Annotated in this window: 26 protein-coding genes and 2 pseudogenes; 9 read left to right on the top strand and 19 right to left on the bottom strand. The window is 63.7% G+C overall.

The window, feature by feature from the left end; all coding sequences use genetic code 11:
* Window positions 1-154 precede the first annotated feature (154 nt).
* A complete protein-coding gene (locus E0T84_RS15885) occupies window positions 155-1,624 on the top strand; it encodes a glyceraldehyde-3-phosphate dehydrogenase (protein ID WP_070188572.1) in 1,470 nt (489 codons plus the stop codon).
* Here E0T84_RS15885 and E0T84_RS15890 read toward each other — a convergent pair.
* The 7 genes from E0T84_RS15890 to E0T84_RS15920 form a co-directional block, all read right to left on the bottom strand.
* Complete coding sequence (locus E0T84_RS15890; protein ID WP_138744877.1) at window positions 1,600-2,265, bottom strand: MspA family porin; 666 nt, start codon at window positions 2,263-2,265, stop codon at window positions 1,600-1,602. The two genes, E0T84_RS15885 and E0T84_RS15890, sit on opposite strands and share 25 nt — an antisense overlap.
* A 61-nt stretch (window positions 2,266-2,326) precedes the next feature.
* The gene (locus tag E0T84_RS15895; RefSeq protein WP_371725993.1) at window positions 2,327-3,007 is read right to left on the bottom strand and encodes an MspA family porin; all 681 of its coding nucleotides are present in this window, start codon (window positions 3,005-3,007) and stop codon (window positions 2,327-2,329) included.
* 280 nt (window positions 3,008-3,287) lie between these two features.
* A complete protein-coding gene (locus E0T84_RS15900) occupies window positions 3,288-3,863 on the bottom strand; it encodes a hypothetical protein (RefSeq protein ID WP_138744878.1) in 576 nt (191 codons plus the stop codon).
* A 123-nt stretch (window positions 3,864-3,986) separates the two neighbouring features.
* Window positions 3,987-4,427, bottom strand: a complete 441-nt coding sequence (locus E0T84_RS15905) for a hypothetical protein (RefSeq protein WP_234998528.1) — start codon at window positions 4,425-4,427, stop codon at window positions 3,987-3,989.
* Window positions 4,428-4,522: 95 nt separating this feature from the next.
* The gene (locus E0T84_RS15910; RefSeq protein WP_249383651.1) at window positions 4,523-6,274 is read right to left on the bottom strand and encodes an alpha/beta fold hydrolase; all 1,752 of its coding nucleotides are present in this window, start codon (window positions 6,272-6,274) and stop codon (window positions 4,523-4,525) included.
* A complete protein-coding gene (locus E0T84_RS15915; protein WP_070188568.1) occupies window positions 6,267-6,566 on the bottom strand; it encodes a type VII secretion target in 300 nt (99 codons plus the stop codon). The genes E0T84_RS15910 and E0T84_RS15915 overlap by 8 nt, the downstream gene beginning before the upstream one ends.
* A gap of 124 nt (window positions 6,567-6,690) precedes the next feature.
* Window positions 6,691-7,050, bottom strand: coding sequence for an Rv2640c family ArsR-like transcriptional regulator (locus tag E0T84_RS15920; RefSeq protein ID WP_070945060.1), 360 nt, complete (start codon window positions 7,048-7,050; stop codon window positions 6,691-6,693).
* Window positions 7,051-7,152: 102 nt separating this feature from the next.
* Between E0T84_RS15920 and E0T84_RS15925 the strand changes: the two genes are divergently transcribed.
* From E0T84_RS15925 to E0T84_RS32735, 4 genes and pseudogenes are all read left to right on the top strand, one after another.
* Entirely contained in the window at window positions 7,153-7,632 is a 480-nt protein-coding gene (locus E0T84_RS15925) for an ArsI/CadI family heavy metal resistance metalloenzyme (RefSeq protein WP_138744879.1), read from the top strand.
* 115 nt (window positions 7,633-7,747) lie between these two features.
* Window positions 7,748-8,116: a metalloregulator ArsR/SmtB family transcription factor gene (locus tag E0T84_RS15930; RefSeq protein WP_138744880.1), complete on the top strand. Its 369-nt coding sequence runs from the start codon at window positions 7,748-7,750 to the stop codon at window positions 8,114-8,116.
* Window positions 8,113-9,701, top strand: a pseudogene (gene arsB, locus E0T84_RS15935) (ACR3 family arsenite efflux transporter). Before E0T84_RS15930 ends, arsB begins: the two are co-directional and overlap by 4 nt.
* A gap of 28 nt (window positions 9,702-9,729) precedes the next feature.
* On the top strand, window positions 9,730-9,912 hold the full coding sequence (locus E0T84_RS32735; protein WP_083284489.1) for a hypothetical protein: 183 nt from the start codon (window positions 9,730-9,732) through the stop codon (window positions 9,910-9,912).
* On the opposite strand, the gene E0T84_RS15950 is transcribed toward E0T84_RS32735, so the two are convergent.
* The 6 genes and pseudogenes from E0T84_RS15950 to E0T84_RS15975 all read right to left on the bottom strand — a co-directional run bounded on the left by E0T84_RS15950 (window position 9,864) and on the right by E0T84_RS15975 (window position 13,895).
* Window positions 9,864-10,229 carry an STAS/SEC14 domain-containing protein gene (locus tag E0T84_RS15950; protein WP_138744882.1) on the bottom strand — a complete coding sequence of 122 codons (366 nt, stop codon included), beginning with the start codon at window positions 10,227-10,229 and terminating at the stop codon, window positions 9,864-9,866. The genes E0T84_RS32735 and E0T84_RS15950 overlap by 49 nt on opposite strands.
* 67 nt (window positions 10,230-10,296) lie before the next feature.
* Window positions 10,297-10,407, bottom strand: a pseudogene (locus tag E0T84_RS32320) (MerR family DNA-binding transcriptional regulator); the annotation flags it as partial.
* Window positions 10,404-10,751 carry a hypothetical protein gene (locus E0T84_RS15960; RefSeq protein ID WP_070188563.1) on the bottom strand — a complete coding sequence of 116 codons (348 nt, stop codon included), beginning with the start codon at window positions 10,749-10,751 and terminating at the stop codon, window positions 10,404-10,406. The pseudogene E0T84_RS32320 and the gene E0T84_RS15960, both read right to left, overlap by 4 nt.
* A 120-nt stretch (window positions 10,752-10,871) precedes the next feature.
* Window positions 10,872-11,588, bottom strand: coding sequence for an MBL fold metallo-hydrolase (locus E0T84_RS15965; RefSeq protein WP_070188562.1), 717 nt, complete (start codon window positions 11,586-11,588; stop codon window positions 10,872-10,874).
* A gap of 13 nt (window positions 11,589-11,601) precedes the next feature.
* On the bottom strand, window positions 11,602-12,309 hold the full coding sequence (locus E0T84_RS15970; protein ID WP_371725995.1) for a fumarylacetoacetate hydrolase family protein: 708 nt from the start codon (window positions 12,307-12,309) through the stop codon (window positions 11,602-11,604).
* Window positions 12,310-12,551: 242 nt separating this feature from the next.
* The gene (locus E0T84_RS15975; protein ID WP_138744884.1) at window positions 12,552-13,895 is read right to left on the bottom strand and encodes a S9 family peptidase; all 1,344 of its coding nucleotides are present in this window, start codon (window positions 13,893-13,895) and stop codon (window positions 12,552-12,554) included.
* A gap of 148 nt (window positions 13,896-14,043) precedes the next feature.
* Here E0T84_RS15975 and E0T84_RS15980 point away from each other — a divergent pair, with 148 nt between their 5' ends.
* Together E0T84_RS15980 and E0T84_RS15985 are read left to right on the top strand one after the other, a co-directional pair.
* Window positions 14,044-14,601 (top strand): TetR/AcrR family transcriptional regulator, encoded by a 558-nt coding sequence (locus tag E0T84_RS15980; protein WP_138744885.1) that lies wholly within the window; start codon window positions 14,044-14,046, stop codon window positions 14,599-14,601.
* Window positions 14,602-14,835: 234 nt separating this feature from the next.
* Window positions 14,836-15,210: a hypothetical protein gene (locus E0T84_RS15985; protein ID WP_138744886.1), complete on the top strand. Its 375-nt coding sequence runs from the start codon at window positions 14,836-14,838 to the stop codon at window positions 15,208-15,210.
* A gap of 118 nt (window positions 15,211-15,328) precedes the next feature.
* On the opposite strand, the gene E0T84_RS32325 is transcribed toward E0T84_RS15985, so the two are convergent.
* The 5 genes from E0T84_RS32325 to E0T84_RS16010 all read right to left on the bottom strand — a co-directional run bounded on the left by E0T84_RS32325 (window position 15,329) and on the right by E0T84_RS16010 (window position 20,257).
* Entirely contained in the window at window positions 15,329-16,144 is an 816-nt protein-coding gene (locus E0T84_RS32325) for a PH domain-containing protein (protein ID WP_171055047.1), read from the bottom strand.
* A 401-nt stretch (window positions 16,145-16,545) separates the two neighbouring features.
* Window positions 16,546-16,938, bottom strand: a complete 393-nt coding sequence (locus tag E0T84_RS15995) for a tautomerase family protein (RefSeq protein WP_138744887.1) — start codon at window positions 16,936-16,938, stop codon at window positions 16,546-16,548.
* A gap of 8 nt (window positions 16,939-16,946) precedes the next feature.
* On the bottom strand, window positions 16,947-18,437 hold the full coding sequence (locus E0T84_RS16000; RefSeq protein WP_138744888.1) for a CoA-acylating methylmalonate-semialdehyde dehydrogenase: 1,491 nt from the start codon (window positions 18,435-18,437) through the stop codon (window positions 16,947-16,949).
* Window positions 18,438-18,472: 35 nt separating this feature from the next.
* A complete protein-coding gene (locus E0T84_RS16005) occupies window positions 18,473-18,820 on the bottom strand; it encodes a cupin domain-containing protein (protein WP_069426662.1) in 348 nt (115 codons plus the stop codon).
* Window positions 18,821-18,856: 36 nt separating this feature from the next.
* Window positions 18,857-20,257, bottom strand: a complete 1,401-nt coding sequence (locus E0T84_RS16010) for an FAD-binding oxidoreductase (protein WP_138744889.1) — start codon at window positions 20,255-20,257, stop codon at window positions 18,857-18,859.
* A 126-nt stretch (window positions 20,258-20,383) separates the two neighbouring features.
* Between E0T84_RS16010 and E0T84_RS16015 the strand changes: the two genes are divergently transcribed.
* The gene (locus tag E0T84_RS16015; protein WP_138744890.1) at window positions 20,384-21,847 is read left to right on the top strand and encodes a PucR family transcriptional regulator; all 1,464 of its coding nucleotides are present in this window, start codon (window positions 20,384-20,386) and stop codon (window positions 21,845-21,847) included.
* Between the two features lie 19 nt (window positions 21,848-21,866).
* On the opposite strand, the gene E0T84_RS16020 is transcribed toward E0T84_RS16015, so the two are convergent.
* A complete protein-coding gene (locus E0T84_RS16020) occupies window positions 21,867-23,321 on the bottom strand; it encodes an amino acid permease (RefSeq protein ID WP_138744891.1) in 1,455 nt (484 codons plus the stop codon).
* 309 nt (window positions 23,322-23,630) lie between these two features.
* Between E0T84_RS16020 and E0T84_RS32740 the strand changes: the two genes are divergently transcribed.
* Window positions 23,631-24,026 carry a PPOX class F420-dependent oxidoreductase gene (locus E0T84_RS32740; protein ID WP_138744892.1) on the top strand — a complete coding sequence of 132 codons (396 nt, stop codon included), beginning with the start codon at window positions 23,631-23,633 and terminating at the stop codon, window positions 24,024-24,026.
* Window positions 24,027-24,043 lie beyond the last annotated feature (17 nt).

The raw sequence follows: 24,043 nt of genomic DNA on the forward strand, positions 1-24,043 counted from the left end.
CCTACGGCCTCCACATCCGGCCGATTAGACCTGTGACCTGCGCCACTGCTGATCTCACCGCCCTACCAGGGCGTTTTGTGAAATCCGGCAATCGCTAACATCTAAGCGCTACTCATCCGAGGGGCCAGCCCACACGACGCACAGGACGCTTGATTTGAACTCGCCAGAACTCGCCAACTGGAATGCCCAAGAAGCACTCGCGGAGGCGATGATCCCGATCATCGGAACCCTGCACCGGGCGAAGGGCGTGACGGTTCTGCTGCACAGCCGGTCGCTGGTGAACAAGTCCGTCATCAGCATCCTGCGGACGCACCGCTTCGCCCGCCAGGTGGGCGGCAACGAGCTCTCGGTCGAAGAGACCTTCCCGTTCCTTCAGGCCCTGGCCGACCTGGACCTGGGCCCCGCGAAGATCGACCTGGGCCTGCTGGTCATGGCTTACCGCGCCAGCGATGGCAGCGCATCGGTGCCCGAGTTCACCGCACAGGTGCTCAGCGATGTGACCGGGGAGAACAAGATCGAGCCGCAGGGCCCGCGGGACGTGGTGCTCTACGGGTTCGGCCGTATCGGTCGGCTCGTCGCACGCCTGCTCATCGAGAAGGCCGGATCCGGTAACGGCCTGAACCTGCGTGCCGTCGTCATCCGCAGCAACGGGGAAGGCGACCTTGCCAAGCGGGCATCACTGCTGCGCCGCGACTCGGTGCACGGCCAGTTCAACGGCTCGATCAAGGTCGACAACGAGAACAACTGCCTCATCGCCAACGGCAACGTCATCAAGTTCATCCACAGCAACGACCCGTCGACCGTCGACTACACCCAGTACGGGATCAACAACGCGATCCTGATCGACAACACCGGCAAGTGGCGCGACCGCGAAGGGCTGTCCAAGCACCTGCGCCCCGGTATCGCCAAGGTTCTGCTGACCGCACCGGGCAAGGGCGACGTGCCCAACATCGTGCACGGGGTCAACCACCGCACACTCGATCTCGAGCAGCAGATCTTCTCGTGCGCATCCTGCACGACCAATGCGATCGTTCCGCCGTTGAAGGCCATGGACGACGAGTTCGGCGTAGCGCGCTGTCACGTGGAGACCGTGCACTCGTTTACCAACGACCAGAACCTGTTGGACAACTACCACAAGGCTGACCGCCGCGGCCGGTCCGCGCCGTTCAACCTGGTGCTCACCGAGACCGGCGCGGCCTCGGCGGTGGCCAAGGCGATGCCGGACCTCAAGGCCAAGATCAGCGGCAGCTCGATCCGCGTTCCCACCCCGGATGTGTCGGTGGCCATCCTGAACATGCAGCTGCACAAGCAGACCACCAAGGGTGAGGTCCTGGAGTACCTGCGCCAGGCCTCCTTGTCGGGACCGTTGAGCCGCAACCTGGACTACACCGCGGCCACCGATGCCGTTTCGAGCGACTTCATCGGCTCACGTGCGGCGAGCATCATCGATGCGAACGCCACGATCGCCGACGAGGACAACGTGATCCTCTACGTCTGGTACGACAACGAATTCGGCTACTCGTCCCAGGTCGTGCGCACCGTGCAGTACCTCTCGGGCATCGAATACCCGACGTATCCGCAGATGCGGGCGGACGCGGATCAGACGGTTTTGGTCAGTCCGTAGTACGCGACGATATCTTCGGATCCCGGGGCAGCGCTGGTCAGCTGCGCGTATGAGCGCAGAAAAGACTGGCCGACGCACCCATCGATCTTGATGTGCACGTCTTTGAGCGTGACCCGGGAATCCTTACCCTTGAACTTCATTTTGGTGACCGGCACGTTGATGACCTCGCCGGGTTTGGGCCGTACTTCGACATTGCCCTGGATCGGCGCGCTGACCCCGCCGAGGCCAGACCGGCTGAGCGACGAGGACAGGCCGAGGCTGCCGGTCAGACGAACGGCGCTCAGCGCAATACCGCAGCCGATCTGGTAGCCCGCCTCCAGCGAACCGCCTCGCAACGACGTACTGCCATTGCCGCTGATGCTGCCGGTGAACGTCCCTCCAGCCAGGTACGCACGCGATGAGGTCGCCGTCGTGAGGGCCGGGATCGGCAATTGGGTTTCGTCCCTGGCGGCGAGCTTCAACACCCAGCCGTCTGGCGTCGTGACCACGGATGGTTCGCCGGAAGCGACGGCCCCGGTGTCCGGCGTCGGTTCGGGCTCGCCCTCAACGGGCGGCACAACAGGTTCGGGCGCGGCGACCGCATAAGGTGCCGGCGCCACCAGCGCACCAATCGTAACCAGGGCAGTAAAGAACTTGGTCATGTCAGCTTGACACCTCTCAAAGCGTAAATTGTTGAGCGAGCGTGTATTTGGGTTTGGGACGTCAGACAGCCTTGGTCACGCCCACGTATGACACGACATCCTGCGTGTCGGCGGTGGAGCTGGTGAAGGTCGCGTATGAGCGGATGAAGGACTGACCGACACAACTGTCGATCTTGATCCGCAGGCCGGTGATCGTCGCACGAGCCGAATCGCCCTCGTATTGAACTTTCGTCACCGCGACAACGGTTGCCGTACCCGGCTTGAGCGTGGGGCGGATCTGCGCGAAGAGCCCACCTCCAACACTCGGCAGACCCGCCGAGCTGAGCGAGGGCGTGATGTTGCCGCCGAACCGGGCATCCACGACATCGGCGGTGATTCCGCAACCGATCTGGTACCCCGCCTCCAGAGTGCCGCCGGTCAAGGCGGCCTTGCCGGCACCAGTCACCTCGCCCAGAAACGTTCCGCCCACCAGGTATTCACGCGACGAAATGGCCGTGGTCAACGGCTCTACGGCGATCTGCGTTTCGTCCACCGCCTTGACCGAAAGAGTCCAACCCTCTGGAGTGGGCAGGGTCGCGGGCGCGGCAGACGGCACGGAACCGGTGCCAGCCCCCATTCCGGCTGTGCCGTCAGGCGCAGGCGGTTCCGGAAGCGGCTGGGCCACACACTGGTTGGCGGTGCCAAGTGCTGTCATGGCCGCGAATGAACCGGCGACAGCCAGTGCGACAAGAGTTTTCAACATGGTGCGAAGTCGCGCCTCTCGGTATTAGAAATTCTTCCCGAGGGAAACTAGCAACGCCCGCGAAGGGATGTCACCACCCATCGTCAGTTTCCCCATAAACAGTTGGGACACAGCGTTTCCCGGAGGTGACTGACAGGGAAACTGTGCCTGGACATTAACCACCCAACCTGGGCGCCAATGATCCCTCGGCTTTCATAGCTTGGCCCACAACAGTTTTGCGCAGCGTCGTCACAGAGGATGGGAGAAAACGCGCATTGGCGCGGCGCGGATGGCGCGGGATCTAGGTGACAGAGCGGGCCGGGGAGACGTGTACGGCGATCCGGCTGATCGCCATACCGATGCTCACGGCGATGTACTCGCGGGCAGTCATCTCCGCTTCGTCCCGGCTGACCGCGGTCACAACTTGATCGAGTTCGAGGACCCGAACCCGATAGCCGTGCCGGGTCGGTTCGATCTCCACGGTGAAGCGGTGATCCGGCAGCGGCATCGGCCGCGGCTGGAAGAACCTCATGTTCAAAGATTCCAGCAGACACTCGATCTGATATTGCTCACGGCGCTTGCGCCTGACGGATTCCCGAAGGCGAGGCATCCGGCGCCGACTGCGACCGTCGGCCAAGTGCCTGGCGAGCAGTGCGCAGTCGCGAGCCAACTCCACCTCGATCTCAGCCCGCTGCGATTCCAGTAGCCCCCGGTAGTAACGGGCCTGCCGCAGCTCCTGCTGGCGAGTCAGCCGGACGACCTCGTCACGTTCTGAGCCTGCGACAGTGAGCCTGTCGACTTCATCGGCGACGCCCACCACGCGGATCAGCGAGCCATCAACTCGTTGCTGATCGCAGGAAGGTGCCGACGCCGTCACACTGACATTCTGCGGACAGAAACAGCGTCTGCCGCCGACTTCATATCAACTTCATGTCAGTCGACGCAGAACCCGGGGGCTCAGTGCAAAGGTACGGTTCCGGCCGGTTGCTGCGGTACGCGGCTAGCCGAGATCAACGTGTTCGGTGGTGCCCGCCGAGTCCTTCGTCGTGGTGACGTCGCGGCATTCACCGTAGAGCTCGATCGATCGATTCACGGTCCCCTTGGCTTGAGGGTTGAAGACCGCGACCACCTGGTTCTTGGCCAGGCTGCTGGCGTGCGTCTTGAAATCCGTGTTTTCGCCCCACCCGTTGGACTTCAGCTGCTGCACCATCTGTTCGACCTCGCTGCCGGAGGCTTCGAAACTGGAAGCCAACGGGTACTTGATCCTGACGACGCCCCGGAACGGTGCCTCGTGCTGGTCATTGCAGGACGAACGCCGGAACACCACCGCCGACGTATCGAGTTTCAGGGTCTGCACGATCTCGCGAGCGGCGTCGACCACCTGGGTCTTGGACTGCTCGGGTGTGAGCGGGTCCGAAACCCCATAGCTCTTGGAACTCACGGCATCACATCCTGAAGTGAGAGCGGCGACCGTCATGACCACCGCGATGAACAGATTCGCTCGCACGCTGACCTTTTCTCTATGCCCCATGGCGATCATTGGTGACGGTGCCCCCCGGTGGCGATTCGCCACGCCTCGGGATCGATCTCCACGCCGAGAACTTGCGTTCGATGATCAGCAGTCATCCCATCATGCTCCAACGCGTCGCCGTGCCCTGAGGCGATATCGGAAATACTGAACAGCGATTCACTGCCCGGGACCAGGTAGCCGCTGTGGTCTTTCCACGGCAACGTCCAGCCTTCCACCTCGGCTTTGAAGCGCGTCGACCCGAAATCGTCGTCGGCGGGGTCGGTGCCCAGTCCTATGGTGACGCCGGTTCCGGGGATATGAACCTGGTTGTTGTCCCCGCCCAGATGAGTGATCGGATCGGTGGAGGCGGCGCCCACGTACACATGGCCGTTCTCGGGCAGGTGGAAGTCGGCAGCGCTCTTCGCCAAATCGGTTCCGGGTGAACCGATCAGGACCACGTCGTCGACGCGCATGCCGTAGCCGGCTGCGGCGTCGGCGACGGTGGTCGAACCATAGGAATGGCCGATGACCGTGACATGGGAGTCGCCGTGGTTCGTCACCGACAATGCATTGACGTCGGAGGACAACAACGCCCCGCCCTCACGTGCATTGCCGACTTGTCCTACCTGCGGGTCGGTGAGGCTGTCGGGGGCGTTGTACCCCATCCAGGCCACGACCGCGTTGCTCTTGCTCGGATCGGCACGCTGGGTTTCGTTGTACACGTTGGCGGCGTCGTCGCTGCTCAGCCATCCCTCCGAAACGCTGTGGCTGGTGCCGGGCACCACGACCGCCGTGTTGTCGGCCGTATCGGGGTCGCCGATCGAAATGGCTGCTCTGCCTTGGCCGTTGAACGCCTCCGGTTCGTACACGTAGAGATATGAGGGAGCGTCGGTGCTGTCCTCGTTGTGCTGAAGTCCCTCGCGCACCTTCAGCGCGTTGTAGTAGCGGGTCATTTCCTGCTGAGACAACGCCTCCGTGGCATTTTCCACACGAGCGATATCGGCATCCATCACTGCCTTGTTGGCCGTGCTGCGGTCGGCGACCGGGATGCCGTTGAGGTTGCCGAGCTTCTCCGGCTGCTCACGCAGCAGCCGTTCACGATCCTGCTTGCTCAGCCCCTCCCACCACTTCTTGACTTCCGTGGCGTCCTTGCCTTGCGGTATCTGAGGACCGGTGTCCTTGGGGCTCTGGGGCGCAGGAATTCCTCCTGGCCCGAAGTTCTGCATCGGAGAGTCCAGTGCGCTGACGGCGCCGCGCAAATTCTGGCTCAGCCGGCGATCGGCGGTGTCGAAGCCGGCCAGCATCGTCTTCACGTTCACCGCGTTGCTCGCCGCCAACGCCTGCAGTTGCATGGCGTTCGCGGGGCTGACCTTCGCATACTTCTCGAGCGTCGAGCCGGGGCGGATCGAGACGGAACCGTCAGGCCCGACCTGCCAGCCCTGTGCGGTCAGGCCGCTGACCGTCTGCAAGAGGCTGGAACGGGTCTGGGCAAGCTGACTGCCGCCCTCCTGCATGATCGTCTGGGTCCGGGTCAGGGCCTCCTGCAGTTGTTGCATCCGCTGAACGGTCGCGGTCGACTTGGCCTGCGCGGCCTGCGATGCGGACCCCTGCCACCCGGCGTGCAATGTCTGCAGACCCTTTTGATGTTGCTCGATCTGGGTACCGAGCGCCGCGGCTTTCTGCCCGATCTCCGCGCCGGCCTGCACCAGGTTGGCAGGTTGCGACGCCTCGACCTGGGGAATCGTGACCGGCATCCCTGCCGGCGCGGCGTCAGCCACCGATCCGCCGTATGCGGCGGCCGAACTCCTCGTCGCCTTGTCGGTACCGTTCGGCGGCGACGGTCAGGCGGTCTTTGTGCATTGTCAACTCGTCGTTGACGGTTGCGGTGGCCTTGTCGATCGCTGACGCCACGAAACTACAGGCAGCGCCACTGACCAGGTCGGATACGCCGCTGCTTGCGCTCGCCACCGATTGCCCGGCACCCAGCGCCGACACCGCGGCGGCGACCTCGGCCTGCGCCGCAGCCGCCGTACGCAGGTCGGCGGGAGCCACTCGCAGATTTGCCGACATGCACAAAGCGTAAGGCCACTCCGACGGGCCTCGGTGCACTATTTCTGGGCGTCGGCGTGCGCGCCCGCGGCTGGATTCGAACCGGACCCACCGACGGTGCCAGGGCGGCCGACCGTCTCTGCGGCTAAGTGCAGCAGTTCGGGTCGAGTACCACGCAGAGTGCTTGCAGGGCTTCGGGTTTCACCCGATGAAACACGTTCATGCCACGCCGATCGGAGATCACCAGACCCGCCTTGCGGAGCTGACCAAGGTGATGGCTGACCGTGGACTCCGCCAGGTCGAGCACCGCGGCCAGGTCTCCGCTGGCCTCTTCGCCAGTCGATGAGCTGTACAGATACGACAGGATTTTGACCCGCACAGGATCGGCGATCGCCTTCAGTCGCATCGCCACCTCTAGCGCGTCGGCGTCACTGAGCGGCCCGGCGGCCACCGGGGCGCAGCACACCGGGGCGGACATGTCGATCACGGGCAGGGCCTTGGGCATGGCGCCCATCCTGCCATATTTCTTGACATATATCGAAAAGGTGGCATCCTGAGCGTGACGCGTCAGTTCGATATATGTCTCATCCCTAGTGGGAGGTTGATCATGTCCCGTGTTCAGTTAGCGCTCAACGTCGACGATCTCGACGAAGCGATCACGTTCTACACCAAACTGTTTGGCGTCGAGCCGGCCAAGGTGAAGCCCGGCTATGCCAACTTCGCGGTCGCCGAGCCGCCGTTGAAGCTGGTGCTGCTGGAAAACCCCGGCAAGGGCGGCACCATCAACCACCTCGGCGTCGAGGTCGAATCCAGCGACAAGGTGCACGCCGAGATCGCCCGGCTGACCGGCGAAGGGCTGTTCACCGACGAGGAGATCGGTACGACCTGTTGCTTCGCCACCCAGGACAAGGTGTGGGTGACCGGCCCGGCCGGCGAGAAGTGGGAGGTCTACACCGTGCTGGCGGATTCCGAGACGTTCGGCACCAGCCCACAGCTCCGCGCCGACGGCGAGACCGGCGTCTGCTGCGGCGGCACCGCCGCCGCAGAGGCCGAGCCCGAGGCGACACAGGCAGCATCCTGCTGCTGACCGTCCACCCTTGGTGAGCTGGCGGTGGACATGCCGACCTGTATGCCCACCGCCCAGCTTTGCCCGCCGACACTGCCCACTTGCAGGTGATATCGATCTCTGTCAATATCGATGTATGTCGAAATCATTGGGGCCGCTCGACCAGGCATGCTGTCCGCCCGGGGCGCTGCTGCGCGAACCCCTGTCGGCAGCCGAGGCCGCGGATATGGCCGTCAAGCTCAAGGCCCTGGCCGATCCGGTGCGGCTGCGGTTGTTCTCGGCGATCGCCAGCCACGCCGGTGGTGAGGCCTGTGTCTGCGACATCTCTGTGGGTGTGGAGGTCTCCCAACCGACCGTGAGCCATCACCTCAAGGTGCTGCGCGACGCCGGCCTGCTGAGCTCGCAGCGCCGGGCGTCGTGGGTGTACTACGCGGTGGTCCCCGATGCGCTGGCCAGCCTGGCCGTGCTGCTCGGCACCGAGACCACCGCCGGAGCGCCGGCATGACCGGCACCACCACTCCCGCACCGCCGGTGGTCGGCAAGCTGTCCACCCTCGACCGGTTCCTGCCGGTCTGGATCGGCGCGGCGATGGTCGCCGGGCTGTTGCTGGGCCGCTGGATCCCCGGGTTGAACACCGCGCTGGAAAAGGTTCAGCTCGACGGGATTTCGCTGCCCATCGCCCTCGGGCTGCTGATCATGATGTATCCGGTTCTGGCCAAAGTCCGCTACGACCGACTCGACACCGTCACCGGCGACCGCAAACTACTGCTGTCCTCACTGCTGCTCAATTGGGTGCTCGGCCCGGCACTGATGTTCGCCCTGGCCTGGCAGTTTTTGCCCGATCTGCCGGAGTACCGCACCGGCCTGATCATCGTCGGACTGGCCCGCTGCATCGCCATGGTCATCATCTGGAACGACCTGGCCTGCGGGGACCGCGAAGCCGCCGCCGTCCTGGTCGCGCTCAACTCGATCTTCCAGGTCGTCATGTTCGCCGTCCTGGGCTGGTTCTACTTGTCGGTGCTGCCCGGCTGGCTTGGCCTGGAACAAACCACCATCGACACCTCACCGTGGCAGATCGCCAAATCCGTGCTCATCTTCTTGGGCATCCCGTTGGCGGCCGGCTACCTCTCCCGCCGCATCGGCGAGAAGTCCAAGGGTCGCGACTGGTATGAGACGCGGTTCCTGCCCAGGATCGGGCCATGGGCACTTTACGGGCTGCTGTTCACCATCGTGATTCTCTTTGCCTTACAAGGGGATCAGATCACCCACCAGCCATGGGACGTCGCCCGCATCGCCCTGCCCCTCCTCGCCTATTTCGCGATCATGTGGGGCGGCGGCTATCTGCTCGGCACCCTCCTCGATCTGGGTTATGAGCGCACCACCACCCTGGCGTTCACCGCCGCGGGCAACAACTTCGAATTGGCCATCGCCGTGGCGATCGCCACCTACGGCGCCACCTCCGGCCAAGCACTCGCCGGGGTGGTCGGGCCCCTGATCGAAGTCCCCGTCCTGGTTGGGCTGGTCTATGTCTCGCTGGCCCTGCGTAAGCGGTTCGGACACCACACCTCCCAACATCTACCCACCATCGGCTCGACGACGCGAACGGACACGACGCCATGACGGACAGCCCACGTACCCACCAGCTGCACGCCCGCGGACGGGTCGAAGGCAAGATCAGCGACGGCAAGCCCACCGTGCTGTTCTTGTGCACCCACAACGCCGGGCGCTCGCAGATGGCCCTCGGATACTTCACCCACTATGCCGGCGACAACGCGATCGCCTGGTCAGGAGGATCTGAGCCCGGCAATGAGATCAACCCCGCCGCGATCGAGGCCATGGCCGAGGTTGGTATCGACATCACCGGTGAATACCCGAAACCCTGGACCGATGAAATCGTGCAAGCTGCCGACGTCGTCATCACCATGGGCTGCGGTGACGCCTGCCCGATCTTCCCCGGAAAGCGTTACGAGAACTGGGAACTGCCCGACCCTGCCGGCCAGGGCATCGAGGCGGTCCGCCCGATCCGCGACCAAATCGACCACCGGATCCAGCAACTGCTCGCCGAGCTGAAGGTGTCGATCAGCCAATAGCCCACTAAGACAAGGGAACACGCCGAGTATGTCCGATAAGTCTGTGTGGTTCGTCTGCGTCAGCAACACCGGGAAGTCGGTCATGGCCGCCGGGCTCATGCGCCATATCGTGGCACCCAACATCCACATCCACTCCGCGGGCACCCAGGCCAGAACCGGGTTTTACTCGCGCAACCATCGCCATGCGTCGGTAAGCCGGTCCCGTGGATAGGTTCGCAGTTCACCACGTATCAGCCACGAAGCAGGTTTCTGGACGCACCATTCTTCCCATTTCGGGGCGCCGACCATCGCGATCTTGTCGAAGTCACCTCGGTGCTTGAAGTCGAAGACGGTGTTCGCCCATGCCGCCGAGAATGTCCAGCCCTCAAAGGATTCGTCCATCAGGATGAGTACCTTCAGGGCCCTGAACCGTTGCAGCATTGCCTCGACGTGTGGGCCGAGCACATCACGATAGTCGGACGGGCTGAGCTTTCCGCTGAACCGGATACCGACTATGTTGTCGGCGCCGTCGGCAAGGAAATCGATCATGACACCGTGCTCCCGAAACGACAGTTAGCGTGCGCGTCGCCCACCAACGTGCGCAGGTGGCATTGAGGGAACGCTGCGGTTCGCGGAGCAGACCGCGCCGCTCGTAGTACCGCAAGGTATCGATATTCACCCCCGCGGCGGCAGCCAGCTCACCGCGGCGCAGACCCGCCCCACTCATGACGGCGCCCTGCCGGCGAGCACGGCGTCGACTCGGTCGGCCAACGCATCGAGCACCTCGACCTGCGCGTGCGGCACAGAGATGCTCATCACCACATCTGTCCCTGCACCGGCGAAGTCGAAGGTGAAGAACGAACAGCAACCGGCCTCTCGATCCGCCAGATCCCGCGCCGTGGCCTCAGCGGCCGACGGCAACACCAGAGCCAATCGGGTGGCCGATAGCCTCGCGGACCGCAGCACCGAATCGGCGAACAACCGGTCGAATTCAGCGACTCGTGCCGGCTGCTCACCGGTGGGCAACGAGCAGGACTCGGGCCCCCGCGGCGACGTTGCATCGGTGGCCATATATCGACGATAAACCCGTACCTGGGTACAGGGTGCAACCCCAAACGTGCCGCTGGCCGCGGCGCCGGCGGCACCAGGCGATGACACCCAATACGGCTTCCACGGTTCAGCCAACCCTGCTTACGGCGTGGATTCGTTGTGGACGATGGGCGCGCCGTGTCCGGGGACCAAGATATGAGCAGGTTGGGCGGCGAGCTGCCGTGCGCTGAGCCGGGACAGTGCCTCGTCGTGATTGAAGAGCGACGGCAGAAGTTGCGGGCCGTCGTCGTCCAGCAGGGGGTGCCCGGTGACCAGGGCATCACCGGAGAACAGCACCTTCTCCGAAGCCATGAAATAGGCGGTGTGACCGGACGTGTGTCCCGGTGACGGCACGGGGATCAGCCCACCCGGCAGTTGGGCGAGCACCTCGGCCACGGCGGCAGTCGCTGTGGGCACTGTTGTCTTGATTCCCCCTCGCGCGGCTGTGACGGTCTCGGTGACCCACCGTCGACCACGCCGACTGGCGAGCTGTTTGAGCATTTCGACAGGCGTAATTTGTTGCAGGTATTCGCGTTTGGCGTGCCGCACTTCTTCGGTTCCGGTGTAGACCGGCATCCCGATGCGCTCGACGAGCGTGGGGATCGCGCCAATGTGGTCGAGGTGAGCGTGGGTCAACAGGACGGCGGTCACATCCTCGAGGTGGTGCCCGATTTGGCGGATCGAGTCGAGCAGATCGTCGGTGTCGGCCGGATAGCCGGCGTCGATGAGGGTGATCCCGGAGCCGTTACTGATCAGTGCCCAGTTCACGTTGGTGCCAGCGACCACGTAGACGGAATCTGAGACTTGATGGATCTTCACTGAGAGATCACCTCTAGCTTTGGATTCGGTGTTCGATGACACCGATCGCGTCGATCTCCAGCCGCAGTTCGTCCCCCGGGGCCAGCCATCGGCCCAGTTCCATCCCGCTGCCGCCGGGCAATGTGCCGGTGCTCAGCAGCTCGCCGGGAAAGAGTTGTTCGTCGCGCGATGCATGGGCGATCGCCTCGGCCATGGAATACCGCATCCCCGCGGTCGTGGTGCGTGACACAGTTTTACCGTTGATGGTGACGCTGGCGGTCAACCCGTCGAGACGGTGTGCCAGGGCGGAGCCGGCGACGGCGGTGGCCGACATCGAGCTGAGGAAGTGCTTGGCCTTCTGCGGGCCGAAACCGGAACGCATTTCGGCCAGTTGCACGTCCCGCGCGGAGAAATCGTTGACGACGACCACCGCGGCGATCGCGGCCGTCGCCTGCTCGACGGTTGCGTTGCGCAGCGGGCTTCCGAGTACGACACCGAGTTCAAGCTCGAAATCGAGGGCGCGACTGTAGGACGGGGCGCGAATGGGCACTCCCGACGGGACAATGGTCAACGCGTTGGACATGTAGTAGACCGGCTCGCGATACCAGAGCGCGTTGGGTCGAAACATGGGAAACGTTCGGCGAGTCATGGTTTCGTAGATCCGGGACGCCCGGTAGCCCTTCGGCAGGAACCGTTTCGTCAGGCCGCGGGCAGCATCAACCGCATGCTTCTCGTACACCATGAAATCGCGGAAGGACGCCGGGCAGACAGGCAGTACCGTGGCCCCGTCGACAAGGCCCAACTGTTGGTAACGGGCGATCTCGAACTCCGGCGTGAACGCCGCCGGCAGGGTGCGCAGATCCTCGGGCTAGGCGGCATCCTGAGCGTCCAACCAACCTGCTTCGCTGGAGATTTGGGTATCGATGCGATGGTCAGCGGCGTACAGGACGCGCCGCATCTGCGGCAGGCTTTTGATTGCCTCGGTCACGCGTGCGCCTCCCCGATCGGGGCGGTCAAATGGTCGCGCAGGAATCTCGCCGCCAGCGGCGACCAATGTTCGGCATTACCCATGGCGCAGTGATCATCACCGGCGTACAGGGCCAGCAACGCATCGGGAGCTGCGGCGGCGATATCGATCGAGTCCTGCGTGTCGACCAAGGTGTCGTGGGCCCCGTTGATCACCAGCAGCTGAGCAGAAATCCTGCTGCAAAGCTCAGTCACCGCGAAGTCAGACAACTTGTGCGACAAGTCGATTGGGTTACTAGCGCCGAGAGTTTTGAGCAAAGTCCACACCATGATCTCTGGCATTCCTACGGAGTTGAGCGTGCTGAAACTCCGATCCGCCAGGGGCCCGTTGGAAACGACAGCTTTCAGCCGATCGTCGACAGCGGCCATTCGCGTCGACCAGTACCCGCCGAAGCTCGCGCCGAACATGCCGATCCGGTCAGCGTCGACGCGGGGGTCAGCTACCAGGTAGTCGATGACTTTGGAGTATGCGCTTTGGCCGCCGGCCACCGTCAGTCGCTCGGTATAGCCGTAGGTGCCTGGCATCTCCATGACGAACAGGCCCACTCTCCCGTCTTGCCGGGCCAGCATCGGAAACAGCACCTCGGCGATGCTGCCCTCTAGCCCGTTGGTGACCAGCACCGTCGGGACGCGGGCCGCTCCTTGGGGCAGTACTAGGTACCCGCGCACGACATCGCCGCCACCGGACGGGATCTGCACCACGTCGACTGTGCAGCCCATAGCCGGGGCCAGTGCCGTCACCAGAACCTCGGTCAGCCGATCCATTCTCTTGTAGGCGCGCAGTCGGTGGGGGCTGAATCCTGGCCAGGCCGCGGCGAATTCGTAGACCAGCGTCTTGATCAGCGCGTCCAATGCCTCGGCGGCGTCTGCCGACTCAGGGTGCTGCCTACAGAACTCGGCCACCGCGTCGGGGTCGGCCACGGCTCCTCGGTCGGCCAGAATCGTCACGGCAGGGGCCAATAGCTCACCGAGTGCGCGCACGTCGACATCGACGTCAAGGTCGACGAGTTGTTCCGCGGCTGGGCCACCCAGATGCGAGAGCGCCTTGTCCGCCCGGACCAATTGCGCGCGGGCGAAGCCCTGCCAATGCGATGCCCACCCTGCATCCTCGAATGTTCGGCATGCGGCCAACTGATTGCGGAACTGCGCATCGGTGAAGCCACCCAAGTGAGTGAACCGATCCACGAACAGTTTGGGCAGAAACGGCGCCACCCCCAATCGTCCCGCCACCTGATCGGTGGTGTGCGTGAGAGCACATGCGGTGACGGCCACCCGCTTCGCAGCATCCAGTACCGACGTCATGGCCAGCCTCCTCGATCACGCAATCGCAGATTATTCTGCGTTAAGAATAGGCAACTTCTCGCGCTAAACGCAAGACCTTCTGTTTTAAGATGCCGGTATGGCTCATCCCGCATCGTCACGAGCGCGGCCGGGCGGCCGAGCTGCCCGCGTGAAACAGGCTGTCCACCAAGCGGTAATCGAGGCGGTAAGCGAGCACGGTGCCGACAAAGTCAGCATTCCCGACGTGAGCCGGCGCGCCGGCGTTCGCGACAGCTCCATCTACCGGCGCTGGGGAACCCGGGAAAATCTGGTCCTTGATGCCCTACTCGCCTCCAGCGCGAGGGAATTGCCCATCCCCGACACCGGATCGCTGCACACGGATCTCACCGCCTTCGGCACCGCACTGGGTGACTACCTCGATACTCCGCTGGGGCGCGGCCTGGTGCGGGCGCTGTCTGCTGTCAGCGATTCCGAGGAGCTGGCGGCCGCACGAGAAGCGTTCTGGGAGCAGCGCTATCAGATGATCTTGCCGATGATCACGCGCGCGGTCACGCGTGGCGAACTTCCGGGTGACGTCGATGCCCGGCAGGTGATCGAACTGCTCATCGCACCTATCCACTTCCGCAGCGCACTCACCCACCAGCCGATCAACACCGCTTTTGTCTCCGAACTGGCCGGCCGAGTGATCAAGGCGGTGCAGAACTACCAACTTCCCTCGGACCCCTAGTGAGCCCTGCTGCGTTCGTCAAACGTTCGTAAAAAGAAGAGGTGTAGGTTGCCATTTTCGATGGCGGACGGCGACGCCCTGAACTGCAGGTTTCCCCGCTTTGCCACGGATTTGGCGGATGCGTTCTGCCATCAAGATGGCGGATCCTAAAACGGGATCGTGGACCCGCCTTGCGCGCGAAGTCTGGGCGCTCATTCGGCGGTCGATACGCTCGACGGACGATACGGTGTCCCTGTGCGACAGATCAGATTGAGCAGCGGTTTAGGCGCTGCCACCTCGATCGTGACAGGCCTGCTGATGGCGGGCTTCACCATCGCTGCGCCGGCTGCGAATGCCATGCCGAACCCGCACTGCGGCGATGGGGAAAACTACGACCAGTCTGGTTGCCCAGGCGTAGGCGGAACGTACATTCCCGATCCTGGAAACGATCGCTCACTCAGCGCCCGACGCGACGCCTGCGCGATGGTCAACTCCGGTGAGACAGACGACTTAACCATCGCCAACAAATTGATCGCGCGCTACCACATCAGCGCGAGCGAAGCCGATGCATATGTGCGAGGCGCCTTCAGTTCCGCGGCAGGCACCAACTTTATGTGCGCCGAGTCGTAGCCTTGCCGCCCTCATGTCGGCTCTCGCTTGTCCCGGATTGGTGATTGGTGGGCACCAGCTGAACCGCCGGGCAAGCACCCGGGGCGCCGTGGTGTGCGCAGACACGGGAGCCACTTGATCACATGCGTGCGAGGAGTTCGGCCTTCTTCTCGACGAACTCCTCGTCAGTGAGAATCCCGGCATCGCGCAGCTCGGCAAGCTTGCGGATCTGACCAGCCAGATCTGGTGTTGATGCTGGGGCTGACTGCGTGTTCGTGGTCGGTGCGCCGGATCGTATGGCGCGGAATGCCGCGGTGAACGTCTCGGCTCGACCGTGCGCGACCTGCCTGATCTGAGCAGAGCGTCCCGAAATAGAGATATCGATCGCCTCGCCGCCCAATCTTTTCGAAAAGCCCACCGACCCGATGGACGAGAAGTCGAACTCCTCAACTTTCGCGCCCAGCAGGCTCCTGTCGAAGAAGAACAAACGCTGCGTAGTCAGGACCAGCATTCCCTGGCGATCCCCGTAGATGCCCTGAGCGAGCTCAACGACGCGTTCATCGAGGTGAACGTAGTTGGCGAGGGCACCCGCTTCGAGGTGACCGAAGAAGCGGCCCACCTTGCCTAGACGGTTCAGGGCCTCACCGACGCCCAGGTCGTCGATCGGGATGGTGGTTGCCTCCAGGATCTCGGCAAGTACGTTGTGGTGTTTGTCGCCGAACATGTCCACAGACCAGTCGATCACGGTGGTTGCGTCTGTCTCTGGACGCACGGCCGCAGTCACCGTTGCGGCCCAGCGGTTCTTCCGAAGCGAGCGTTTGGATTCACCAACGATCGGGTTGGCCGGCGTTGGCACCTCGATCCCGACCGCTTGCATCGCGGACAGAACTGCAGGGTAAGCGCTCTCGTAGGGTGCCAGAATCCGGGTCGCCGAATTTCGAACGATTGCCACCACCGAATCGTAGGCCGCTGCCAGCCGCCCGGTATTGGCGTTCAGAACTATCTGCAGTGATCGAGCAGGCGCTGCGCGCGACCGGCCTGGAGGCCGACGTCGTTGCTTCGTCAGTGTTGTGAGAACCCGCCTTACAAAGTTGCAACCGACACCACGACGAGGCCCCCGTTTTGCCATTTGAGATGGCGCATGCGCCAAGTCGCGCCATCTCAAATGGCAACCGACAAGAAGAAGAAGAAGAAGAAGAAGTGTAGGTTGCCATTCTGGATGGCGGACGGCGCCTCCCCTACCTGCATCTTTCCCAGCATTGCCACGGATTTGGCGGACACTTTTTGCCATCCAAATGGCGGATCCGAAAACGAGACGGTTGTCCCACGAATCCTGCGCCCCTTGCCCTTCGGCGCTTACAGACGACCCTCGACGAACTGGGCGATACCGTTGCCGAAAGACCAGTCTTCACGGCTATTCTCGACAACCGAGATGATCAGGTCCGACGGCTGCAAGCCTGTTTCGACCTTGAGCCGCTCAGCCAATGCCCGGTATGCAGCCTGTTTGTGACCGAGTGTCCGCCCCTGCTGAAAGATCTGAACTAAGCAGATGTCGTCCGTCCTGACGAATCCGAGGCCGGTATCTTCGGCGATGATATGACCGGCCTTGTGCTCTGTGATGAGCTGATACCTGTCACGTTCAGGCGCGGCGAAGTGGTCGAGCATCACCTGCTGCACAACATCAGCCAACCTGCGCAGCTCGGTTTGACTGCGGCGCTGCTCAATGACATGGATGTGGACGAGCGGCATTCTTCCTCCTAGCCGTTCTGTGGGAAGCCGAGGTTGATACCACCGTGGCTGGGGTCCAGCCAGCGGGTGGTGATGGCCTTGGTGCGGGTGAAGAAGTGCACGCCCTCTGCGCCGTGCGCATGGCTGTCGCCGAACAGCGACGCCTTCCAACCGCCAAAGCTGAAGTAGGCCATCGGAACCGGGATCGGCACGTTGATGCCGACCATGCCGACCTCGACCTCGTTCTGGAAACGCCGCGCGGCGCCACCGTCGTTGGTGAAGATCGCCGTGCCGTTGCCGTACGGGTTGTTGCTGATCAACTCAAGAGCCTCGTCGTAGGACTCGACCCGCAGCACCGACAGCACCGGGCCGAAGATCTCGTCGGTGTAGACGCTCATCTCCGGGGTGACGTTGTCGAGCAGGGTCGGGCCCAGCCAGAAGCCGTCGGCTCCGCCGTTGGCGATGACGGTCCGACCGTCGAGCACGACCTTGGCCCCGTCGGCCTCGCCTGCATCGATGTAGGAGGCCACCTTGTCGCGGTGGACCTTGGTGACCAGCGGACCCATATCCGAATCCTTGGTTCCGTCACCGGTTTTGATGGTGGCGGCGCGCTCGGCGATCTTGGCCACCAGATCGTCGGCGATCGGGCCGACGGCGACGGCGGCCGAGATGGCCATGCAGCGCTCACCGGCCGAACCGAAACCGGCGTTGACCATGGCATCGGCAGCCAGGTCCAGATCGGCGTCGGGCAGGATCACCGCGTGGTTCTTGGCCCCGCCCAGCGCCTGCACGCGCTTGCCGGCCGCGGTGCCGGTGGCGTAGACGTACTGCGCGATCGGGGTGGAGCCGACGAAGGAGATCGCCTTGATCTTGGGGTTGGTCAGCAGCTCGTCGACCGCGGTCTTGTCACCCTGCAGCACGTTGAACACGCCCTCGGGGAGGCCGGCCTCGGCCCACAGCCGGGCCATCCACAGCGACGACGACGGATCCTTCTCCGAGGGCTTGAGCACCACGGTGTTACCCGCGGCGATGGCGATCGGGAAGAACCACATCGGCACCATGGCCGGGAAGTTGAACGGCGAGATGATGCCGACCGGCCCCAGCGGCTGCAGTACGGAGTGCACGTCGACGTTGGTGGAGGCGTTCTCGGTGAACCCGCCCTTGAGCAGACTCGGGATGCCACAGGCGAATTCGACGACCTCCAGGCCCCGGCTCACCTCGCCGAGGGCATCGGAGAGCACCTTGCCGTGCTCGGCGGTGATGAGTGCGGCCAGCTCGTCCTTGCGGGAGTTGAGCAGCTCACGGAAGGCGAACAGCACCGAGGTGCGCTTGGCCAGCGACGTGTCGCGCCAGGCCGGGAACGCGGCCACCGCGGCGTCGATCACCGCGCGTGCGTCATCCACACTGGCCAATGCGACCTCACCGGTGACCGCGCCCGTCGCCGGATTGGTCACCGGGGCGGTAGCGGTCGAGGTGCCTTCGAACGGTGCGTTGTTGAGCCAATGCGCAACCGTATTCATGGTGGGTTCCTTTCGGTGTGAACGGTTTTGGCGTTCTAGAAGATGGCGTAGACCTTGCGGACGGTTTCGGTGACGTCCCAGCGGCCGCTCCAGCCGGGAGGCAGCGTGAGGAAGTCTCCGGCGGAGATTTCGACGACGCTGCCCGTTTCATCGTCGGTGATCTTTGCCTTGCCTGCGACGATGTAGCAGGTTTCGGTGTTGGGCCTGTTGATGACGGCCCAACCGCCGGGCTCGCATTCCCAGACACCGACGTTGGCGTCGGTGCCCGAGGGAACGGTGAGTGTTTTGAGTTGCGGGTCGCCGCTGTCAGCACCGGGTCGTTGGCCTGCCGGCTCAAGGTCGGTGAGATTGGCGACATTCTGCAGGTGGGTGAGGGTAGGCATATGGTTCTCCTGTGACAATCTGTGTGGTGTGACGGATTAGTGGGCGCCAGTGAGGTTTTCGAGCAGCGCCGATACTCTGGAGGGCTTGCCGGTCAGCTTCTCTTCCACGTCGGCTGCCGCGGCTGCCTGTAGGCCGGCGTTGACACCGAGCCATCGGAAAGGTTCGACTTCCCATTTCTTGGAGCGGTGGTTGACCACCGGAAGCTGGTCGAGTTCGTCGGGGGTGTCAAGTAGCAGGTTGCGTACGATGCGTCCCGCGAGGTTGCTGGTGGCCACTCCGTCGCCGACATATGGTCCGGCCCAGGCCAACTTGTTGGTGCGGTCGTATCCCACCGAGGGGAACCAGTCGCGCGGCACCCCGAGCGGCCCGCCCCAGCGGTGGGTGACTGGCACGTCCCGCAGCTGCGGGAACATTTCGTGCATCGTGGTGATGATCTTGTCGTGGATATTGGCGTTGACGTCGAAGCGGGGTTCGACCTTGGAGCCGAAGTGGTAGGGGGCGCCACGCCCGCCGAACACCAGCCGGCCGTCGGCGGTGGGATGGGCGTAGATGCGCAGATTGCGCATGTCGTTGAACGCAGTGCGTGAGGTCAGCGCCAGCTGTTCACGCAGCGCCTGGGGTATCGGCGCAGTGGCCACGACCAGTGAGTACAGCGGTGCGACGTTGCGGCGGTAGGCCGCGAACTGCGGGGTGAAGGCCTCGGTTGCGCGTACCGCGGTTTCGGCCCTGACGGTGCCGCGCTGGGTGCGGACCACGCCGGCGTCGATGTTCTCGACAGTGGTGTTCTCGTAGATCGTCACGCCGAGTTTTTCCACTGCTGTCGCTAGCCCGCGAACCAGCTTGTCGGGTTGAAGCAGGGCGCAGTGTTCGGTGTAGAGGGCACCGCGAACGTCGGTGGCGTTGATCCGCTGCCGCGCTTCAGCGGGGTCCAGGAGGCTCCACTGTCCGCTGGTGCCGAAGGCCTCGGATCCGGCGACGGTGGCTCGGGCGCGGGCGAGTTGAGCCTCGTTGCGCGCCAGGGACACGAAACCCTCACGCGCGTAGTCACAATCGATCGACTCAGCGTCCACGACGTCACCGATTTCAACGACGGTGGCGTTCATGGCAGCTTGCAGTCGCAGTGCCGCCGGGTGGTCGTAGATCTTGGCGACGTGAGCCAGCGACACCGGGAAAATCGCGGAGGCCCAACCGCCGTTGCGGCCCGACGCCCCGAATCCGGCGTAGTCGCGCTCCAGGATGACAACGCGCAGCGACGGATCGGATTTCATCAGGTAGTAGGCGGTCCATAAGCCGGTGAACCCGGCGCCGACGATGGCGACGTCTGCGGTGATGTCGCCCTGCAGAGCCGGTCGGGTGAGCTGGGTGCGGCCCTCCCGCCACAACGGGACTCCGGAAGCGACGTTGAGTGCTGCTCGGTCGACGTCTCTGGCCACCATGTTTCTGCCTCCATGCGCTGTACTGCGGTTCGACGCCAAGTCTGGCCAGACAATGTGACCCCGGACATACGCGATGCCGACAGAGTTCCGCAGTCTCGTTGTACTTTTGTATGAGGAGGTGATCGCGTGATCTCGGTCGATCAGCTTGTCGCCGTGCCGTCGCTGGGTCTGCGCTACCTAGCCGGCGAGCGCGGCGGCTCACGCCTGGTCACCTGGGCTCACGCATGTGATCTCGCCGATCCCTGGAACTGGTTCGACAACGGCGACCTGGTGATGACCACCGGCGCCGGAATGCCTGCTAGGGAGCCCGACCAGCGCCAGTGGATGGCGCAGTTGATCGACAGCAAGGTCAGCGCGCTGGTTGTCGCCTCCAGTCCGACCGCGCCCGCGGTGACCGACGGGATGCTCAAAGTTGCGGAGAGCAAAGGCTTTCCCGTATTGACGGCAAGCTTCGATCTGCATTTCGTCGAGCTGGCCCGCACCGTCATCGAGAGTGCGATCGAATCCGAACGCCAGCGCGTCGAATCGATCAAAAGGCTCTATGACGTCTACTGGCAGTCCCTTCATGAACGAGGCACATTCGGCGAACGGTTATCTGCCCTTGAAATCGCCACGGGATGGGCATTGGAAGTTCGGGACCAGTTGGCCGGCGAGGTCATCGCAGCGGGTCGTCGCGCCGACGCGGTGAGGGCCGATGCCACGGCGCCCGCAGAGTCAGTACACGTTGCCATCCCAGGCACAGGTGAGGTTGTTCTCGTGGCTGCCGTTGACCGCACTTCGGTCAATGACCGTGCCCTGCTGCAACATATCGGTGGCCTGATCGCCCTGGAGTTGGAACACGCCGCCGCCGAGAAAGACTGGCTCCGGGCCTCCGGGCAGGATCTGTTGGCGGGTCTGCTCGACGAAAGCATCACGCTGCCAGCGGTCTGGCCCGAGCTACGCCACCGAGGCATGAGCGACGGTGCCGTGATGGCCTGTTGGAGCACGCCCGACGGAAACCTGCTGGACCACACCACAATTCACCGACAGATCTGCCTGCAGGACTATGCGCCGCTGTTGATGCTGCGCGGCGCGACCCTTATCGGACTCGTACCCCACGACCCCGAGGTTCTCAGGCAGACTGCCGTGAAGTTGGCGCCTACCTGCGCAGTGGGTCTGAGTACACCACTCTCGGTGAATTCACATGTCGCCGAGGCGCTGCGGCAAGCACAACTAGCCGTTGCGCAAGCACACGAACGACACACAGCAGTGGCCAGTTATGGCGAACACGACGGTAGCGACTTCCTGCCGTCGAGCATCGAAGACATCCGCCGCCTAGTGCGCAGCACGCTTGGTCCGTTGATCGATTACGACCGCGCGAACGACGGTGGCCTCGTCGAGTCGGTGCGTGAATTCCTGCGTAATGACGGGGTGTGGCAGGCAAGCGCCGATGCGTTGAACGTGCATCGGCAAACGCTGGTCTACCGACTCAAGAAGGTTGAGCAGCTCACTGGCCTGAAACCGACAACCACCGAAGGTGCTGCCCGCTTCTGGTTGGCACTCAAGGCCGCCGAGCGGGCGAAGCTGCCGCTCGACGACCTCGGCACCTGACCGGAGGGGCACGTCCGCGTCAATGCATGGCGCGCTCGACGCGGAGATCGTCGCCGGTTTCTGCGGGTTCTGCGGTCGACAGGGCACTGGTGTCCGCCGCGCGGAGTGCGGCGGCATCGCGTCGCCGCCGGACCACGACGTATACGACGGTCAGCACCGTCCACACCGCCAGCCCCTGGAAGAGTTCGATGCGGTGGTCCGGCCTCAGGCCCATGCTCACCAGGACGGCGACGATGGCCGCGGTGACCAGGATCGGCAGGACCGGGTAGAGCCACATCCGGAACTGCAGGATCTCGGGGCATTCCCGCTCCCAGACCCTGCGCAGGCGCAGCTCCGAAACGCAGATCATGAGGTAGACGAATAGGAATACCGCACCGGACGCGTTGATCAGAAACATGAAGACGGTGTCGGGCCACAGGGCAGCCAACACCACGCACCCGTAGCCGACGACGGTGCAGGACAGGATGCCCTTGACCGGTACCCCGCGCTTGTTGGTGGCCGACATCCACTTGGGCGCGTCCCCGCGGCCTCCCATGACGAACAGCAGACGCGACGACGTGTACAGACCCGAGTTCAGGACCGAGAGCACCGCCACCAGGATCACCAGGTTGAGCAGGTTGCCGGCGCCGGGAATTCCGATTCGGTTGAGCGCGGCCACAAACGGGGATTCGCCGGGGACGACGGAGTCCCAGGGGACGATCACGGCGATCAGGAACGTCGAGATCACGAAGAAGAACAGGATGCGAAAGACCACCGAGTTGACCGCCTTGCGGATGGCACGGGCGGGTTCCTTCGATTCGGCCGCGGCCACCGTGACCACTTCGACTCCCGTCATCGAGAAGATCACCACCACGACACCGACGAACAGGGTGGCCAAACCGTGGGGCAGTAGTCCCCCGTGACTGGTGAGATTCGAGAAGTCCGCCGATGCGCCGGGCCACAGCCCGAGGACGAACAGCGAGCTGACGACGATGAAGGCGACGATCGCGACCACCTTGATACTCGCGAACCAGTACTCGGCTTCGCCGAACGCACCAACAGACATCAGGTTGACCAGCGTCATGACCACCATCAACGCGAGTGCGATGACCCATACCGGAATAGCGGGAATCCAGTCATGGATGATCTGCCCGCCGGCGACCGCTTCGAAGCCGACGACGATGACCCAGAAGTACCAGTACAGCCAGCCTGTCGAGAAACCTGCCCACGGTCCCCACGCCATCCGGGCGTAGTCGGTGAACGATCCGGTCGACGGCCGCGCCGCGGCCATTTCGCCGAGCATCCGCATGACAAGCAGAACGATCAGCCCGGTCAGGGCGTAAGTGATGAATGCCAGGGGTCCGGCGTCGTGAATCGTCGCGCTTGATCCGACGAACAGGCCGGCACCGATGACACCGCCCAACGAGAGCATGGTCAAGTGCCGCTGTTTGAGGCCCTTCTTCAGTTCATGCGAGCCTTCGGCTGCGATGCCCATCCGCTTTCCTTCCCTGCCGCATACGTCGCGATCGAGACTTTGTGATGGGTGTCACGATGGCCGTCAGAAGTCGGCCGGACTATGCGCGTTTCCAACAGCACCGCGACGGTGGCATGTACAGATGTATGAAGCGCTCGTTCGCCGCCGGCCCGGTGTCCACCATCGCCGGCCACGTGAGCCCCACCGTCACAAAAAGAAACGGGCGTATACTTTCATCGACGTTCCGTCACCATCGCGGATAAGCCACCAAGTCGCCGGGGGACACATGATGCAGGGTGCAAACACGCCGAATGGTGGGTCCGGATAACCATGGCCGCCCCAACGTTCGCCGAAGTTGTGCGCTCCAAATATGTTCTGCTGACTACCTTCACGCGCGACGGGCGGCCCAAGCCCACCCCGATCCGCGGCGTCATCACGGGCGAGACGTTGCTCGTATTCACCGGCCGCGACTCGTGGAAGGTGAGGCGCCTCCGTCACGACGCGCATGCGCAGGTCGCCGTCTGCGACCGTCGGGGGCGATGCCGTGGCGAGGGTGTGCCTGCAATCGCTACGTTGCTCGACCGCTCAGCGACTCAACGGGTGTATGAGGCGAAACGGCGCCAATACCGTCTGGGCGGGTGGTGGTACGTGTTGTTCACCAGGCTCGACGGTGGCATCGACAATCGCATCGGAATCGAAATAGCCGCTGCACCAACAGATAACTGACCTCAAAGGAGATTGAT

Source organism: Mycobacterium sp. DBP42 (assembly GCF_005924235.1).
GTDB classification, from domain to species: domain Bacteria; phylum Actinomycetota; class Actinomycetes; order Mycobacteriales; family Mycobacteriaceae; genus Mycobacterium; species Mycobacterium syngnathidarum.